The organism is Pseudomonas sp. PSPC3-2, from assembly GCF_049897085.1.
Classification (GTDB): Bacteria; Pseudomonadota; Gammaproteobacteria; order Pseudomonadales; family Pseudomonadaceae; genus Aquipseudomonas; species Aquipseudomonas paraveronii.
The window spans coordinates 502,496-518,257 of record NZ_JAFCVO010000001.1 but is presented as its reverse complement, the minus strand read 5'-3'; the positions used below and the strand labels follow the sequence as shown (position 1 = coordinate 518,257).

Sequence of the window (15,762 nt, the reverse complement as noted above, 5' to 3'; positions counted from 1 at the left end):
GGACACGAACTCAAGGGGGCATTCAAGCCCGCGAGCCTAGCCGAGGCCGATGACAGATTGGCGACACAGGGGCGTGTCATCTAAGCGTCACCGTAACTTCATGGAGATGACACCGAGCCTACATAGCCTGAGTTTGGACAAACAAGTCGACCGGCCGGAACGTGGCTGGCACTCGGAGATTCGCCATGACTCAGATCGCCCGCATCAGCGACACCGGCAATGAACGCCGTCTGCAAGCCGAACGCCTGATCGGCGCCCAGGCTTTGCAAGAAGCACAGGCCCTGCGGTTCAACGTGTTCAGCGGCGAGTTCAACGCCAAGCTGAAAGGCGCGGAACTGGGCCTGGACATGGATGACTATGATGTTCACTGCAGCCACATCGGCGTGCGGGATTTAAACAGCGGTCGACTGGTAGCCACCACCCGTTTGCTCGATCACCAGGCCGCCAGTACCTTGGGCCGGTTCTACAGCGAAGAAGAATTCAGCCTGCATGGCCTGCTGCACTTGCAGGGCCCGATCCTGGAAATCGGCCGCACCTGTGTCGACCCGGCCTACCGCAACGGCGGCACCATCGCGGTGCTCTGGGGCGAGTTGGCCGAAGTGCTCAACGAGGGCTGCTACAGCTACCTGATGGGTTGCGCGAGTATCCCGATGCACGATGGCGGCATCCAGGCCCACGCGATCATGCAGCGCCTGCGCGAACGCTACCTGTGCAACGAACACCTTCGCGCGGAGCCGAAAAAACCGCTGCCGGCGCTGGACCTGCCGTCCAACGTCATCGCGGAAATGCCGCCGCTGCTCAAGGCCTATATGCGCCTGGGCGCGAAGATCTGCGGCGAGCCGTGCTGGGATGAAGATTTCCAGGTGGCCGACGTGTTCATCCTGCTCAAACGCGATGAGTTGTGCCCGCGTTACGCCCGCCACTTCAAGGCGGCCATGTGATGGGCCGCCTGCGCGTGTACGCGCGAATCGCCCGCGTGCTGCTGGTGGTGGCGCTGGGCTTGAGCATGGCCAGTGTGTTCGGTCTGTTCGAGCGCTTGGGGGTGGCCAACTCGATGGTGCGCCGTCAGCGTTGGTCGCGGTTCTTTATGACGCGACTGACCAACGCCCTGCCCTTTCGCGTGACGGTGCTGGGTGAATTGCCACAAACGCCGATGCTGTGGGTGAGCAATCACGTGTCCTGGACCGACATTCCGCTGCTGGGCATGGTCGCGCCAATGTCGTTTTTGTCCAAGGCTGAAGTACGCACCTGGCCGGTGGCCGGCTGGTTGGCGGCCAAGGCCGGCAGCCTGTTTATTCGCCGGGGTGCAGGCGACAGCCAACTGATCCGCAAACAGATGACCCGTCACCTGGAGCAACAGCACCCGCTGCTGATGTTCCCCGAAGGCACCACCACCGACGGGCGCAGCCTGCGTACCTTCCACGGGCGCTTGCTGGCCAGTGCGATCGACGCGCAGGTGTCGCTGCAACCGGTGGCGATTCGTTATCTGCGCGACGGGCAAGTAGACCCGCTGGCGCCGTTTATTGGCGATGATGATTTGCTCTCGCACCTGATGCGCCTGTTTGCCAACGACCAGGGCGATGTGGAAATCCATGTGCTCCAGCCGATTGCCTGTGCCGGGCAGGAACGCGCGGCGCTGGCGTTCCAGGCGCAGCAGGCGGTGCAGAAGGCGTTATTCGGGCCGCTGCCGGAGACTGAGCAAGTGGCTGCGCGTCCTGCATTCGCCGCCTGACAGGCGCTGGAAACAGTACAAATGTGGGAGGGGACTTGCCCCCGATAGCGGTCAGTCAATGCATGTGCTGACTGAACCACCGCCATCGGGAGCAAGCCCCCTCCCACATTTAGATCTCCGTTAGATCTCAGTGGTCAGTTGAGCGTGTGCAAATTTTTGCAACTCTGGATAGAACAGCCGGAAGTCTTCACTCAGCGGCTCGTATAACGTGCGCAATTCCTGCATCGCATGGCCCAGCGCGTCAGGCTGCGTCAACCGCCGCGAGATCCCCCGCAACACCGGCTCCATCACCCCAAACTCGCGGTATGAGCCCAGCCAATCATCTGCCGCCATATACGGTGCAATCTGCGCCAGGCGCCCCGGCAGTTGCGGCTCAGCCGCGAGCACGCGGTACACCTGTGAAGTGAAATGCTCCAGAGGCTGGTCGGCATAGCGCTGCCAATCCCGCGCCAGGCAGTGATCGAAAAACACATCGAGGACGATCCCGGCATAGCGCCGGCGGGTCAGGCTGAAGCGCGACAGCGCTTCACCGACCAGCGGATGGCTGTCGGTGAAGCGGTCGATTGAGCGGTGCACCTGGATGGCCGCTTCGATGGGCGGGCTGAACTGGCCCTGCAGGCGGCCTTTGACGAAGTCGCCATACAGGCTACCCAGCAGTTGCGCAGGAAGTTGGCCGCCCAGGTGCAGATGTGCGAGATAATTCATGGTGTGCAGTCTATCACTGCCGCCAACATATCGTTATAACCCGATATACCGATTTGGCCTGACATCAGATCAAAATCATATTGGTATATCGGGATACGCCGATTTAAAGTTCGCCTCATCGCGATATAACGCTTTACGACACCGAGCAACTGCCATGTCCATCGACCTCGACGAAATAATAAAAGCCCTGGCGCACCCAGTACGGCGAGACATTCTCACTTGGCTGAAAGACCCGAAAGTGCAGTTCCCCGAGCAACTGCACAACCACGAATACGGCATCTGCGCCGGGCAGATCGACCAGCGCTGCGGCTTGTCCCAGTCGACCGTGTCGGCCCACCTGGCCACCTTGCAACGGGCGGGATTGATCAGCAGCCAGAAGGCCGGGCAGTGGCACTTTTTCAAACGCAACGAGGAAACGATCCAAGCCTTCCTCACTGCGCTCATCACTGAGCTCAGTCCTGAAATCCGCGCCCCACTGTAACAAGGACACGCACATGCCCCTCTCGCTCCTCATCCTGGCCCTGAGCGCCTTCGCCATCGGCACCACCGAGTTCGTCATCATGGGCTTGCTGCCCGATGTGGCGGCGGACTTGGGCGTGTCGATTCCCGGCGCCGGCTGGCTGGTGACCGGCTACGCCCTCGGCGTGGCCATCGGCGCGCCGTTCATGGCACTGGCCACCGCCAGGCTGCCACGCAAGGCCGCGCTGGTCGCGTTGATGGGCATCTTCATTATCGGCAACCTGCTCTGCGCCCTGGCCAGCGACTACAACGTGCTGATGGTTGCCCGCGTGGTCACGGCGCTGTGCCACGGGGCGTTCTTCGGCATCGGTTCGGTGGTCGCCGCCAACCTGGTGCCCGCCAACAAGCGTGCGTCCGCCGTGGCCTTGATGTTCACCGGTCTGACCCTGGCCAACGTACTGGGCGTGCCCTTGGGTACCGCGCTGGGCCAGGAAGCCGGCTGGCGCTCGACCTTCTGGGCGGTGACCGTGATCGGCGTGATCGCTTTGATCGGCCTGATCCGCTTCCTGCCGGCCAAGCGCGATGAAGAAAAACTCGACATGCGCGCCGAACTGGCCGCCCTCAAGGGCGCCGGCATCTGGTTGTCGCTGAGCATGACCGCGCTGTTCGCCGCGTCCATGTTCACCCTCTTCACGTATGTGGCGCCGCTGCTGGGTGACGTCACTGGCGTGTCGCCCAAAGGCGTGACCTGGACCCTGCTGCTGATCGGCCTGGGCCTCACCGTGGGCAATATCATCGGCGGCAAGTTGGCGGATAAACGCCTGGCCGCCACCCTGATCGGCGTGTTCATCAGCATGGCGGTGGTCTCCACCGCGCTGACCTGGACCAGCATCGCGCTGATCCCAACCGAGATCACCCTGTTCCTGTGGGCCACCGCCTCGTTTGCCGCCGTGCCCGCGCTGCAGATCAACGTGGTGACCTTCGGCAAGGCAGCACCGAACCTGGTGTCCACCTTGAACATCGGCGCCTTCAACATCGGCAACGCCCTCGGTGCCTGGGTCGGCGGCAGCGTGATCGCCCACGGTTTCGGCCTGACCAGCGTGCCCCTGGCCGCAGCGGCCCTGGCGATCCTCGCGCTGCTGGTGACCCTGATTACTTTCCGTCAGGGCGGCGATGCCGACCTGGCCCCTGTGACCCACTGATCAACTTAAAGAGAAGGGTGTTATCCCATGACGACTATTTTCGATCCGATCAAACTGGGCGACCTGCAACTGTCGAACCGCATCATCATGGCGCCGCTGACCCGCTGCCGTGCCGACGCCGGTCGCGTGCCCAATGCGATGATGGCCGAGTACTACGTACAACGCGCCTCCGCCGGGCTGATCCTCAGCGAAGCCACGTCCGTGACACCGCTGGGCGTGGGCTACCCGGACACCCCGGGCATCTGGTCCAACGATCAGGTACGCGGCTGGGCCAATGTGACCAAGGCGGTTCACGGGGCGGGCGGCAAGATCTTCCTGCAACTGTGGCACGTCGGCCGGATTTCCCATCCGTCGTACCTGAACGGCGAAACCCCGGTGGCGCCGAGCGCGATCCAACCTAAAGGCCACGTCAGCCTGGTGCGCCCGCTGGCCGACTACCCGACGCCACGCGCCCTGGAAACCGCTGAAATCGCCGACATCGTCGACGCCTACCGCACCGGCGCCGAGAACGCCAAGGCCGCCGGCTTCGACGGCGTGGAAATCCACGGTGCCAATGGCTACCTGCTCGACCAGTTCCTGCAAAGCAGCACCAACCATCGCACCGACAACTACGGTGGCTCCCTGGAAAACCGCGCGCGCCTGCTGATGGAAGTGACCGACGCCGCCATCGACGTCTGGGGCGCCGGCCGCGTGGGCGTACACCTGGCACCGCGTGCCGACTCCCACGACATGGGTGACGACAACCTGGCGCACACCTTCACCTACGTCGCCCGCGAACTGGGCAAACGTGGCATCGCCTTTATCTGCTCGCGTGAAAAGGAAGGCGCTGACAGCCTCGGCCCGCAATTGAAAGAAGCCTTCGGCGGCGTGTACATCGCCAACGAACGCTTTACCAAGGACAGCGCCAACGCCTGGCTGGCCTCGGGCAAGGCGGATGCGGTGGCCTTTGGCGTACCGTTCATTGCCAACCCGGACCTGCCGGCGCGTTTGAAAGCCGATGCGCCGCTGAACCACGCGCACCCGGAAACCTTCTACGCCAAAGGCCCGGTCGGTTACATCGACTACCCGAGCCTGGCGCTGTGATGTAACGTGCTGAAACGAAAAAGCCCCGACTCGCAAGAACCGGGGCTTTTTCATAGAGGCCAGTAAACACTTCTTCACAGCCTTGCAACAAAATCGCTACAAAATACTTAGGCGGCTATCTTTCAACCACCCGCCAGCGCGTATATAAAGTCCTCCCACAAATAAATCAGCAGGACGATTGCCCGCCTTTAGGCTTTACTGTTGACACAATTTGATGCAATTACACATTTTGACTTAATTGCGCAGGCTAGGGCTCAAGCGCAGCATATCCAGCCCTGCATCGACCCAACGCTCGGCATCCTGGTGCAGCTCAAAACTGTCCGGTACCAGCAGCCACTGGCTCAGCAAGCCATTGATGTAGGCATGAATGCACGCCGCTGCGCGCGTGGTGTCGAGGTTTTCCGGAAGTTGCCCGCGATTAACCGCATTACGCAAGGTCAGGCTGATACGCAGGTTGCACTCCAGGCTGTGGGTCTGGCGCTGGCGACGCATGTCACACATTTCATCGGTGAACTCGCACTTATGAAACAGGATCTCGTTGATGCGCCGGGTTTTCGGGTCCAGGACCACTTGATGAAAAAGATGAATCAACAGCTTGCGCATGCACCCCAGCGGGTCGACTTCATCCTCGCTTTCACTGGCCCTGGCCAGCTCGTCCAGGGGTTCGTGCAGGGTGTCGAGCAATGCCTGCAACAGGTCGGACTTATTGCTGAAGTGCCAGTAGATGGCGCCACGCGTTACGCCCGCCCGCCCGGCAATGTCCGCCAGCGTGGTCCGCGCGACACCGCGCTCATAAAAGGCCTGCTCAGCGGCGTCGAGAATTTGGCTGCGCGTTTCCTGAGCTTCCTCTTTGGTGCGACGGACCATGGCAATAAAACCTCAATCAAAACATGTGGGACTATCGGTAACGCTGCTTTAATAGGCGGTAACGACCATCTGAATAATTGTGGGACGACACCGTCATGGGCGCCGAACGTACTAAAATCGCGACTTGGCGCGGTGCTTTGTCGCCAGTCCGCGAAGCCTGTCAAGAGTTTACAAACAACCATGAACGTAAGTATATTGCGTAGCAAGCTACTTATCTACTCACAGCTTGTTTTTTACCCTTCCACACTTCTTGTGCGCACCCTGCGCGCCTGACCCGAGGATCTTCATGCAACTTAAGCCAGCTGTTACCGCTCTGGTCACTGCCGTCGCCCTGGCATCGCTGCTCAGCGGATGTAAAAAGGAAGAAGCGGCTCCGCCCGCTCAAACTCCTCTGGTCGGCGTGGTCACCCTTCAACCGCAAGCCTTTACCCTGACGTCCGAGCTGCCAGGCCGCACCACCGCCTACCGCATCGCGGAAGTCCGTCCGCAGGTCAATGGCATCATCCTCAAGCGCCTGTTCAAGGAAGGCGGGGATGTGAAGGAAGGCCAGCAGCTCTATCAGATCGATCCGTCGGTCTATGAGGCCACCCTGAAGAGCGCGCAGGCCAGCCTGTCCCAGACCAAGTCGATCTCCGACCGCTACAAGCAGTTGGTCGATGAGCAAGCCGTCAGCCGTCAGGAATACGACACTGCCGTAGCCAACCGCATGACCGCCGAAGCCAATGTGCAAACCGCCCAGATCAACGTGCGCTACACCAAAGTGTTCGCGCCGATCTCCGGGCGTATCGGGCGTTCCTCGGTCACCGAAGGCGCGCTGGTCAGCAATGGCCAGACCGATGCCATGGCGGTGATCCAGCAATTGGACCCGATCTACGTCGACGTCACACAGTCTTCGGCTGAAATGCTGAAACTGCGCCGCGACCTGGAAAGCGGCCAACTGGAGAAAGCCGGCGCCAACGCCGCCAAGGTCAAGCTGACCCTGGAAGACGGCAGCAACTATGGCCTGGAAGGCAAGCTGGAGTTCTCCGAAGTGTCGGTTGACCAGACCACCGGTTCGGTCACCCTGCGCGCCGTGTTCCCCAACCCTGATCACACCCTGCTGCCCGGCATGTTCGTACACGCCCAGTTGCAAGCCGGCGTGAACAGCAAGGCTATCCTGGCGCCACAGCAAGGCGTGACCCGTGACCTCAAGGGCACCCCGACGGCGCTGATCGTCAACGCCGACAACAAGGTCGAGCAACGTGAATTGGTGGCCAACCGTACCGCCGGCGCCTACTGGCTGGTGGAAAAGGGTTTGAACCCCGGCGACCGTGTGATTACCGAAGGCTTGCAGTACGTCAAGCCGGGCGCTCAGGTCAAGGTTAAGGAGGCTGACAACGCCAAGCCCGCCGGTACTGCTGCTCCTGCTGCCGCTGCTGGCAAAGGGGAGTAATCCATGTCGAAATTTTTTATCGACCGTCCCATTTTCGCCTGGGTAATTGCCCTGGTGATCATGCTGGTCGGGGCACTCTCGATCCTGAAATTGCCCATCAACCAGTACCCGGCCATTGCGCCAACCGCCATCGATATTCAGGTGACCTACCCAGGCGCATCCGCACAGACCGTGCAGGACACCGTGGTGCAGGTGATCGAACAACAGCTCAACGGTATCGACAACTTGCGTTATGTGTCATCGGACAGTAACTCCGACGGCAGCATGACCATCACCGTGACATTTAACCAGGGTACCAACCCGGACATCGCCCAGGTCCAGGTACAGAACAAGCTGAACCTGGCGACCCCACTGCTGCCGCAAGAAGTGCAGCAGCAGGGTATCCGCGTGACCAAGTCGGTGAAGAACTTCCTGATGGTGATTGGTCTGGTGTCGGAAGACGGCAGCATGACCAAGGACGACCTGTCCAACTACATCGTGTCCAACATCCAGGACCCGATTTCCCGTACTGCGGGTGTAGGTGACTTCCAGGTATTTGGTTCGCAGTACGCCATGCGTATCTGGCTCGACCCGGCCAAGCTGAACAACTACCAGTTGACCCCAGTAGACGTCAGCACCGCGATCTCGGCACAGAACGTACAGGTGGCCACCGGCCAGTTGGGCGGCCTGCCTGCCCTGCCCGGCACCCAATTGAACGCGACCATCATCGGTAAGACCCGCCTGCAGACCACTGAGCAGTTCGGCAATATCCTGATGAAGGTCAACACCGACGGTTCACAGGTTCGCTTGAAGGACGTCGCGCGTATCGAACTGGGCGGCCAGACCTACAGCATCGCGGCGCAGTTCAACGGCAACCCGGCGTCCGGTATGGCGATCAAGCTGGCTGCCGGCGCCAACGCCCTGGACACCGCCAAGGCAATCCGTGCCACGGTCGCGTCCCTGGAACCGTTCTTCCCGCCAGGCATGAAGGCGGTGGTGCCGTATGACACCACCCCAGTGGTGACCGAATCGATTTCCGGTGTGGTACACACCCTGGTCGAGGCGATCGTGCTGGTGTTCCTGGTGATGTTCCTGTTCCTGCAGAACTTTCGCGCCACCATCATCACCACCATGACCGTACCGGTGGTATTGCTGGGTACCTTCGGGATCCTGGCCGCGTTCGGCTTCACCATCAACACCCTGACCATGTTCGGCATGATCCTGGCCATCGGCTTGCTGGTGGACGACGCCATCGTGGTGGTGGAAAACGTCGAGCGGGTAATGGCCGAGGAGCACCTGTCGCCGAAAGAGGCGACGGTCAAGTCCATGGGCCAGATCCAGGGCGCCCTGGTGGGTATTGCCCTGGTGCTGTCGGCCGTACTGTTGCCGATGGCGTTTTTCGGCGGCTCCACCGGTGTGATCTACAAACAGTTCTCCATCACCATCGTTTCAGCCATGGCGTTGTCGGTACTGGTTGCACTGATCTTCACCCCGGCCTTGTGCGCCACCATGCTCAAGCCGATCGACCCCGAGAAGCACGGCCAACCTAAGCGTGGTTTCTTTGGCTGGTTCAACCGCACCTTCGACCGTAGCGTACTGAGCTACGAGCGCGGGGTGGGGAACATGATCAGGCACAAGATCCCGGCGTTCCTCGTTTACGTGCTGATCTTTGCCGGCATGATCTGGTTGTTCATGCGGATCCCGGCAGCGTTCTTGCCCGATGAAGACCAGGGCGTGATCTTTGCCCAGGTGCAGACGCCGGTCGGCTCAACGGCCGAGCGCACGCAGAAAGTCATCGACGACATGCGTATCTTCCTGCTCAAAGACAAGGAAGGCGAACCCGGCGAAGGCAAGGGCGTGAAATCGGTCTTTACCGTAAACGGCTTCAACTTCGCCGGTCGTGGTCAAAGCTCGGGCCTGGCATTCGTGATGCTCAAACCGTGGGATGAGCGTGATGCTTCCACCTCGGTGTTCGAGATCGCCAAGCGCGCCCAAGGTTACTTCATGCAGACGTTCCAGGACGCCATGGTGTTTGCCATCGTGCCACCGTCTGTATTGGAGTTGGGTAACGCGACCGGTTTCGACGTGTTCCTGCAGGACCAAGGCGGCGTCGGCCATGAGAAGTTGATGGCTGCGCGCAACCAGTTCCTAGGCATGGCCGCCCAGAGCAAGATCCTCGCCGGTGTGCGCCCCAATGGCGTGAACGATGAGCCGCAGTACGAGCTCACCGTCGACGACGAAAAAGCCAGCGCCCAAGGCATCACGCTGTCGAACATCAACCAGACCCTGGCCATCGCCCTGGGTGGCAGCTACGTCAACGACTTCATCGACCGTGGTCGAGTGAAGAAGGTGTACGTGCAGGGTGACGCCGCCAGCCGGATGTCCCCTGAAGACCTGAACAAATGGTTCGTGCGCAGCGACTCCGGGAAGATGGTGCCGTTGTCGGCCATCGCTTCGGGCAAGTGGATCTTCGGTTCGCCGAAACTCTCGCGCTATAACGGTGTGGCCGCGATGGAAATCCTCGGTACCCCGGCACCGGGCTACAGTACCGGTGAAGCCATGAACGAAGTCGAACGCATCGCCAAGCAATTGCCGGCGGGTGTCGGCTACGCCTGGACGGGCCTGTCGTATGAAGAACGTCTGTCCGGCTCCCAGGCACCTGCGCTGTACGCCTTGTCGCTGCTGGTGGTGTTCCTCTGTCTCGCGGCGCTGTACGAAAGCTGGTCGATTCCGATCGCGGTGGTACTCGTCGTACCGTTGGGTGTGGTGGGTGCGTTGATTGCCACCAGCCTGCGCGGCTTGTCCAACGACGTGTTCTTCCAAGTGGGCTTGCTGGTGACGGTGGGCCTGGCGGCGAAGAACGCCATCCTGATCGTGGAGTTCGCCAAAGAGCTTCACGAACAAGGCAAAGGCATTGTCGAGTCGGCGATCGAAGCGTCGCGCATGCGTCTGCGACCGATCATCATGACGTCCATGGCGTTCATCCTCGGCGTATTGCCGCTGGCGATCTCTTCCGGCGCCGGCTCAGGCAGCCAGCATGCGATCGGTACCGGCGTTATTGGCGGTATGATCACGGCCACGGTCCTGGCGATCTTCTGGGTGCCACTGTTCTTCGCAACCGTGTCCGCCATGGGCGAACGTAAAAAGACTGAACCCAAGCAAACTCCTAAAGAGGCTGGCCAATGAGCAAGTCGCTACTTTCCTTAGCCGTCACGGCATTCGTGCTCAGTGGCTGCTCGCTGATACCTGACTATCAGCGTCCCGAAGCGCCGGTGGCCGCGCAGTTCCCGCAGGGCCCGGCGTATTCGCCGACCCAGGCACCGAGCCAGGCTGCGGCAGAACAGGGCTGGAAGCAGTTTTTCCATGACCCGGCCCTGCAACAGCTGATCCAGACCGCGCTGGAGAACAACCGCGACCTGCGCGTCGCAGCCTTGAACATCGATGCCTACGCGGCGCAGTACAACATCCAGCGCGCCGACCTGTTCCCGGCCGTGTCGGCCACTGGCAGCGGCAGCCGCCAGCGCGTACCGGCACGCTCGTCGCAGACCGGTAAAGAGGGCATCAGCAGTTCGTACTCGGCCACCCTGGGTATCAGCTCCTATGAGCTGGACCTGTTTGGCCGTGTACGCAGCCTGAGCGAGGAAGCGCTGCAGAAATACTTCGCGACCGAAGAAGCGCGGCGCAGTACCCAGATCAGCCTGGTGGCCAGTGTGGCTACCGCCTATCTGACCTGGCAGTCCGACAAGGAACTGCTCAAGCTGACCCAGGAAACCCTGGGCGCATACGAGCAGAGCTACAAGCTCACCTCGCGCAGCAACGAAGTCGGCGTGGCCTCGGCCCTCGACCTGAGCCAGGCGCGCACCTCGGTGGAAAACGCCCGGGTGTCCCTGGCGCGTTATAAGCGCCAGGTGGCCCAGGACGAAAACAGCCTGACCCTGCTGCTCGGCACGGGCCTGCCGGCGAATATCGCCAGCAAACCGCTGTCGGATGACCTGCTCAGCGAAGTGCCGGCCGGGTTGCCATCGGACCTGTTGCAACGTCGTCCCGACATCTTGCAGGCCGAGTACAACCTCAAGGCGGCCAACGCCAACATCGGCGCAGCCCGTGCAGCGTTCTTCCCGAGCATCAGCCTGACGGCCAACGCCGGCACCATGAGCCCGGACCTGGGCGGCCTGTTCAAAGGCGGCTCGGGCACCTGGTCGTTCGCCCCGCAGATCAACATCCCGATCTTCAACGCCGGTAGCCTGCGCGCCAGCCTGGACTACTCGAAGATCCAGAAAGAGATCAACGTGGCCAACTATGAGAAGGCCATCCAGACCGGCTTCCAGGAAGTTTCCGACGGCCTCGCCGCACGTGAGACCTACAAGGAGCAGTTGGAGGCCCAACGCGGTTTCGTCGCAGCCAACCAGGATTACTACCGCCTGGCCGAGCGTCGCTACCGCATTGGCGTCGACAGCAACCTGACGTTCCTCGACGCCCAGCGCCAACTGTTCAGTGCCCAGCAATCGCTGATCACCGACCGCCTGGCGCAGTTGACCAGCGAGGTCACCCTGTACAAGGCCCTCGGTGGTGGCTGGAATGAACAGACGGCGAAGAACGAACCGTTGAAAGAAAAAGCGCCTGAACTGAAATTGTTCTGACAGCAGCGCTGTAAACCAAACCGCTTCCCTCACCGGAAGCGGTTTTTTTATGCCTGACCTGTACCCATCGAACCAAGACAACTTGCGTTCGATCATCGCCCAAAACCCGCCCTCCCCCGATTGAACCCCCCCCACACTGCCCCGCACCATGGCCGCCACCTGCATAACCCCAATAACAACAGGTCCAACGCCATGAGCACTTTTCACCCTCGCCAGCTATTGCTGGCCACCGCAGTCGCCAGCCTTGCACTTCCCGTCGTAGCCGAAGAACACGGCTTCCTGGAAGACGCCAGCGCCAACCTCAACCTGCGCAATTTTTTCATCAACCGTAACTTCACCAACCCGACCAAAGCCCAGGGCGGCGCGCAGGAGTGGACGCAAAGCTTCATCCTCGATGCCAAGTCCGGCTTCACCCAAGGCACCGTGGGGTTTGGCGTGGATGTCCTGGGGATGTACTCGCTCAAGCTTGATGGCGGGCGCGGCACCGGCGGTACACAGTTATTGCCGCTGGACCACGATGGCCGCCCCGCCGACAATTTCGGGCGCCTGGGTGTGGCGTTCAAGACGCGGATTTCGAAGACAGAACTGAAGGTCGGCGAATGGATGCCTGCGTTGCCGATCCTGCGTGCCGACGACGGCCGTTCCCTGCCGCAAACCCTGCGCGGCGGGCAGATCACCTCGAAGGAAATCGACGGCCTGACGCTGTACGGCGGCCAGTTCCGCGCCAACAGCCCGCGGGACGACAGCAGCATGTCGGACATGTCGATGTTCGGCAAAGCAGCCTTCACCTCTGACCGCTTCAACTTCCAGGGCGCTGAATACGCGTTCAATGACAAACGCACCCAGATCGGCCTGTGGAATGCCCAGCTCAAGGACATCTACAGCCAGCAGTTCGTCAACCTGATCCACAGCCAGCCCGTGGGCGACTGGACCCTGGGCGCCAACCTCGGGTTCTTCTATGGCAAGGACGACGGCAGCGCCCGCGCAGGCGAGCTGGACAACAAAACCTGGTCCGGCCTGTTCTCGGCCAAGTACGGCGGCAACACCTTCTACGTCGGCCTGCAAAAACTCACCGGCAACAGCGCCTGGATGCGCGTCAACGGCACCAGCGGCGGCACCCTGGCCAACGATAGTTACAACTCCAGCTACGACAACGCCGAGGAGAAATCCTGGCAAGTACGTCACGACTATAACTTCGCCGCCCTCGGCGTCCCGGGCCTGACCTTGATGAACCGCTATATCAGCGGTAGCAACGTGCATACCGGCACCATCACCGACGGCAAGGAGTGGGGCCGCGAAAGCGAATTGAGCTACACGCTGCAAAGCGGCGCGCTGAAAAACCTCTCGCTGCGCTTGCGCAATTCCAGCATGAGGCGCGACTACAGCAACAATGAGTTCGATGAAAACCGGTTGATCGTCAGCTACCCGATCAGTCTGCTGTAATCCGTCACCGCAGTTGCGGTATGGTGCGCGCCTGCCGCTGCTGAGCTGACTCAGCGGCGGCCTCCAGACGAGTCCGGCACCCATCATGAAATCCTTCCCCATTGCATCCGCCTTGCTTGCCCTCGCCTTGAGCCTCAGCGGCTGCATCAGCGCGCCCATTGCACTGACCCCACAGACCGAGCAACGCCTGCAAAACCAGGCGCCGATCCGCTTTCTGCTGACCTTCGATGACGGTCCCAGTGCGTCGGGGTACAACAACCCGAGCCGCTCGGTGATTGCCGATCTGGCGAACAACCCGGTATTGCCGGGCATCAAGGCGGTGTTCTTTTTACAGACCGAAGCAAGCCGCTCTGGTGGCAGCGCGCGGGGCCGCAAGACCATGGAGCGTGAGTTCGCGGGCGGGCATGTGCTGGCGTTTCATACGGCCACGGCGTTTCATACCAACCATCGCTGGCTGAATGATGCCGAGCTTGAACGTACCCTCAGCCAGGGCGCGACGGATATCGCCTCGATCACCGGCACGCCGCCGACGCTGGTACGCCCGCCCTTCTGGAACTACGACCGCCGCACCTTCGCCGCCTACCAGCGCCACGGCATGCAGGTCTTGTTGACCGACCTGAGCGCCAACGACGGCAAAATCTGGGGCTTCAACGCCAGCCCACGGCGCCGCGCAAACCTGATCCGACAGCTGTCGGTCGTGCGCGAACGCATCGCCTTGGGGCAATTGCCGACGGTGGACGGCGTGATACCGGTGGTGGTGACCTTCCACGACATCAACCGCTACACCGCCCGGCATCTGCAGGAATACCTGCAGATCCTGATGGACAGTGCCCGGGACAACGGCCTGAAGACCGCTGCCGAGCCGTTCTACACCGACCGCACCGCGCTGGAACGTGCGGCATTGGCCCGCACGGTGAAGGACGCAAATGAAGAAGTGCATCTGCCGGGGGTATGGAATTGGGTGTGGGACGCTGATTCCCATTAACACCCGGTGCAAAGCCGCCCCCTGTTAGTCAGCCCTGTTGGCGGGACTCGACCCCCAGCTCATCCCACACCGACTCGGCCAGGTGAAAGGTCGCATTCGCCGCCGGTATCCCGCAGTAGATCGCGCTTTGCATCAGCACTTCCTTGATCTCGGCGCGGGTCACGCCATTGCTGGCGGCGGCGCGCAGGTGCAATTTGAGTTCTTCGTTGCGGTTCATGCCGATCAGCATGGCGATGGTGATCAAGCTGCGGGTATGCCTGGGCAGGCCGGGGCGGGTCCAGATATCACCCCAGGCGTGGCGGGTGATCATTTCCTGGAACTCGCTGTTGAACTCGGTCAAGGCATTCAGGCTGCGGTCGACATGCGCGTCGCCCAGCACTTCGCGGCGCACTTGCAGGCCATCGACGTAACGTTGTTTCTCGTCCACAAAAGACTCCTCAGTGGGCCAGCAGAAATTGAATGACCCGGTCGCTGAACGCGGCACCGGCTTGCACGTTGGACAGGTGAGCGGCGTAGAACTCAGCGTACTCGGCCCCCTGCACATGGCTCTGGATAAAGTGGCAGTCGGCGGGCGGTGTGACGGCGTCTTCAGTGCCGGCGATCACCAGGGTCGGCACCTGGATCGCCGACAGTTGCTCACGGAAGTCCGCATCGCGCACCGCTGCGCAATTGGCCGCGTAACCCTTGGGCGATGTGGCCGCGAGCATGTCGGTAATGCGCTTGGCCTGATCCGGGTCGGTCGCCGCGAAATCGGCGGTGAACCAGCGCGCAATCGACGCATCGCGCAGCGCCACCATCGCGGCCGCGCCGTCGCGCAGGACCATCTCGATACGCGGGTTCCACACGTCTGAGGTGCCGATCTTGGCCGCGGTGTTGCACACCACCAGGCGCTGCAAACGATCCCCCGCGTTAATCCCCAGCCATTGACCAATCAACCCGCCCATGGACAGCCCGCAGAAATGCGCGCGTGGAATGTCCAGCGCGTCCAGCAGCGCAATCACGTCGTGACCGAGTTGCTCGATGCTGTAGGGGCCTTCGGTCACCAGGGATTGGCCGTGGCCACGGGTATCGAAGCGCAACACGCGAAAATGCTCGGCAAAGGCCGCGATCTGGGTGTCCCACATATGCAGGTCGGTGCCCAGCGAATTGGACAGCACCAGCACCGGTGCATCGATGGGGCCATCCAGTTGGTAATGCAGTTCGCCCTCGGCGAGTTGTACAAAAGCCACAGCAAT

General features: G+C 61.5%; 14 protein-coding genes. 10 read left to right on the top strand and 4 right to left on the bottom strand.

The features are described 5' to 3' along the window. Window positions 1-185 precede the first annotated feature (185 nt). Entirely contained in the window at window positions 186-941 is a 756-nt protein-coding gene (gene olsB / locus ACP7CJ_RS02355; RefSeq protein WP_017844841.1) for an L-ornithine N(alpha)-acyltransferase, read from the top strand. After that, window positions 941-1,732: a lysophospholipid acyltransferase family protein gene (locus ACP7CJ_RS02350; protein WP_276196919.1), complete on the top strand. Its 792-nt coding sequence runs from the start codon at window positions 941-943 to the stop codon at window positions 1,730-1,732. Before olsB ends, ACP7CJ_RS02350 begins: the two co-directional genes overlap by 1 nt. A 120-nt stretch (window positions 1,733-1,852) precedes the next feature. Here ACP7CJ_RS02350 and ACP7CJ_RS02345 read toward each other — a convergent pair whose 3' ends face one another. Continuing rightward, window positions 1,853-2,437 carry an ACP phosphodiesterase gene (locus ACP7CJ_RS02345; protein ID WP_276196918.1) on the bottom strand — a complete coding sequence of 195 codons (585 nt, stop codon included), beginning with the start codon at window positions 2,435-2,437 and terminating at the stop codon, window positions 1,853-1,855. Window positions 2,438-2,591: 154 nt separating this feature from the next. Here ACP7CJ_RS02345 and ACP7CJ_RS02340 point away from each other — a divergent pair, with 154 nt between their 5' ends. The 3 genes from ACP7CJ_RS02340 to ACP7CJ_RS02330 are packed head-to-tail and all read left to right on the top strand — an operon-like array spanning window position 2,592 to window position 5,181. Next, window positions 2,592-2,918: an ArsR/SmtB family transcription factor gene (locus ACP7CJ_RS02340; protein WP_276196917.1), complete on the top strand. Its 327-nt coding sequence runs from the start codon at window positions 2,592-2,594 to the stop codon at window positions 2,916-2,918. A 13-nt stretch (window positions 2,919-2,931) separates the two neighbouring features. Beyond that, on the top strand, window positions 2,932-4,098 hold the full coding sequence (locus ACP7CJ_RS02335; RefSeq protein ID WP_426099551.1) for an MFS transporter: 1,167 nt from the start codon (window positions 2,932-2,934) through the stop codon (window positions 4,096-4,098). Window positions 4,099-4,125: 27 nt separating this feature from the next. Beyond that, the gene (locus ACP7CJ_RS02330; RefSeq protein WP_426099552.1) at window positions 4,126-5,181 is read left to right on the top strand and encodes an alkene reductase; all 1,056 of its coding nucleotides are present in this window, start codon (window positions 4,126-4,128) and stop codon (window positions 5,179-5,181) included. 234 nt (window positions 5,182-5,415) lie between these two features. Here the strand turns inward: ACP7CJ_RS02330 and ACP7CJ_RS02325 are convergent, their stop codons facing one another. Further along, on the bottom strand, window positions 5,416-6,048 hold the full coding sequence (locus tag ACP7CJ_RS02325; RefSeq protein ID WP_276196914.1) for a TetR family transcriptional regulator: 633 nt from the start codon (window positions 6,046-6,048) through the stop codon (window positions 5,416-5,418). Between the two features lie 286 nt (window positions 6,049-6,334). Here ACP7CJ_RS02325 and ACP7CJ_RS02320 point away from each other — a divergent pair, with 286 nt between their 5' ends. The 5 genes from ACP7CJ_RS02320 to ACP7CJ_RS02300 all read left to right on the top strand — a co-directional run bounded on the left by ACP7CJ_RS02320 (window position 6,335) and on the right by ACP7CJ_RS02300 (window position 14,527). Then, entirely contained in the window at window positions 6,335-7,480 is a 1,146-nt protein-coding gene (locus tag ACP7CJ_RS02320) for an efflux RND transporter periplasmic adaptor subunit (RefSeq protein WP_426099553.1), read from the top strand. Window positions 7,481-7,483: 3 nt separating this feature from the next. After that, window positions 7,484-10,645 (top strand): efflux RND transporter permease subunit, encoded by a 3,162-nt coding sequence (locus ACP7CJ_RS02315; RefSeq protein WP_426099554.1) that lies wholly within the window; start codon window positions 7,484-7,486, stop codon window positions 10,643-10,645. Then, a complete protein-coding gene (gene adeC, locus ACP7CJ_RS02310) occupies window positions 10,642-12,099 on the top strand; it encodes an AdeC/AdeK/OprM family multidrug efflux complex outer membrane factor (RefSeq protein ID WP_426099555.1) in 1,458 nt (485 codons plus the stop codon). Before ACP7CJ_RS02315 ends, adeC begins: the two co-directional genes overlap by 4 nt. Window positions 12,100-12,291: 192 nt before the next feature. After that, window positions 12,292-13,542, top strand: coding sequence for an OprD family porin (locus ACP7CJ_RS02305; RefSeq protein WP_276196910.1), 1,251 nt, complete (start codon window positions 12,292-12,294; stop codon window positions 13,540-13,542). Between the two features lie 85 nt (window positions 13,543-13,627). Then, window positions 13,628-14,527: a polysaccharide deacetylase family protein gene (locus ACP7CJ_RS02300; protein WP_276196909.1), complete on the top strand. Its 900-nt coding sequence runs from the start codon at window positions 13,628-13,630 to the stop codon at window positions 14,525-14,527. Between the two features lie 28 nt (window positions 14,528-14,555). Here ACP7CJ_RS02300 and pcaC read toward each other — a convergent pair whose 3' ends face one another. Together pcaC and pcaD are read right to left on the bottom strand one after the other, a co-directional pair. Beyond that, entirely contained in the window at window positions 14,556-14,954 is a 399-nt protein-coding gene (pcaC, locus tag ACP7CJ_RS02295; RefSeq protein WP_276196908.1) for a 4-carboxymuconolactone decarboxylase, read from the bottom strand. A gap of 10 nt (window positions 14,955-14,964) precedes the next feature. Further along, complete coding sequence (pcaD, locus tag ACP7CJ_RS02290) at window positions 14,965-15,756, bottom strand: 3-oxoadipate enol-lactonase (RefSeq protein WP_276196907.1); 792 nt, start codon at window positions 15,754-15,756, stop codon at window positions 14,965-14,967. Window positions 15,757-15,762 lie beyond the last annotated feature (6 nt).

Bases quoted from the DNA above. Each gene is read 5' to 3' on its own strand.
- olsB (WP_017844841.1), top strand. From the start codon at position 186: ATGACTCAGATCGCCCGCATCAGCGACACCGGCAATGAACGCCGTCTG.
- ACP7CJ_RS02350 (WP_276196919.1), top strand. From the start codon at position 941: ATGGGCCGCCTGCGCGTGTACGCGCGAATCGCCCGCGTGCTGCTGGTG.
- ACP7CJ_RS02345 (WP_276196918.1), bottom strand. From the start codon at position 2,437: ATGAATTATCTCGCACATCTGCACCTGGGCGGCCAACTTCCTGCGCAA.
- ACP7CJ_RS02340 (WP_276196917.1), top strand. From the start codon at position 2,592: ATGTCCATCGACCTCGACGAAATAATAAAAGCCCTGGCGCACCCAGTA.
- ACP7CJ_RS02335 (WP_426099551.1), top strand. From the start codon at position 2,932: ATGCCCCTCTCGCTCCTCATCCTGGCCCTGAGCGCCTTCGCCATCGGC.
- ACP7CJ_RS02330 (WP_426099552.1), top strand. From the start codon at position 4,126: ATGACGACTATTTTCGATCCGATCAAACTGGGCGACCTGCAACTGTCG.
- ACP7CJ_RS02325 (WP_276196914.1), bottom strand. From the start codon at position 6,048: ATGGTCCGTCGCACCAAAGAGGAAGCTCAGGAAACGCGCAGCCAAATT.
- ACP7CJ_RS02320 (WP_426099553.1), top strand. From the start codon at position 6,335: ATGCAACTTAAGCCAGCTGTTACCGCTCTGGTCACTGCCGTCGCCCTG.
- ACP7CJ_RS02315 (WP_426099554.1), top strand. From the start codon at position 7,484: ATGTCGAAATTTTTTATCGACCGTCCCATTTTCGCCTGGGTAATTGCC.
- adeC (WP_426099555.1), top strand. From the start codon at position 10,642: ATGAGCAAGTCGCTACTTTCCTTAGCCGTCACGGCATTCGTGCTCAGT.
- ACP7CJ_RS02305 (WP_276196910.1), top strand. From the start codon at position 12,292: ATGAGCACTTTTCACCCTCGCCAGCTATTGCTGGCCACCGCAGTCGCC.
- ACP7CJ_RS02300 (WP_276196909.1), top strand. From the start codon at position 13,628: ATGAAATCCTTCCCCATTGCATCCGCCTTGCTTGCCCTCGCCTTGAGC.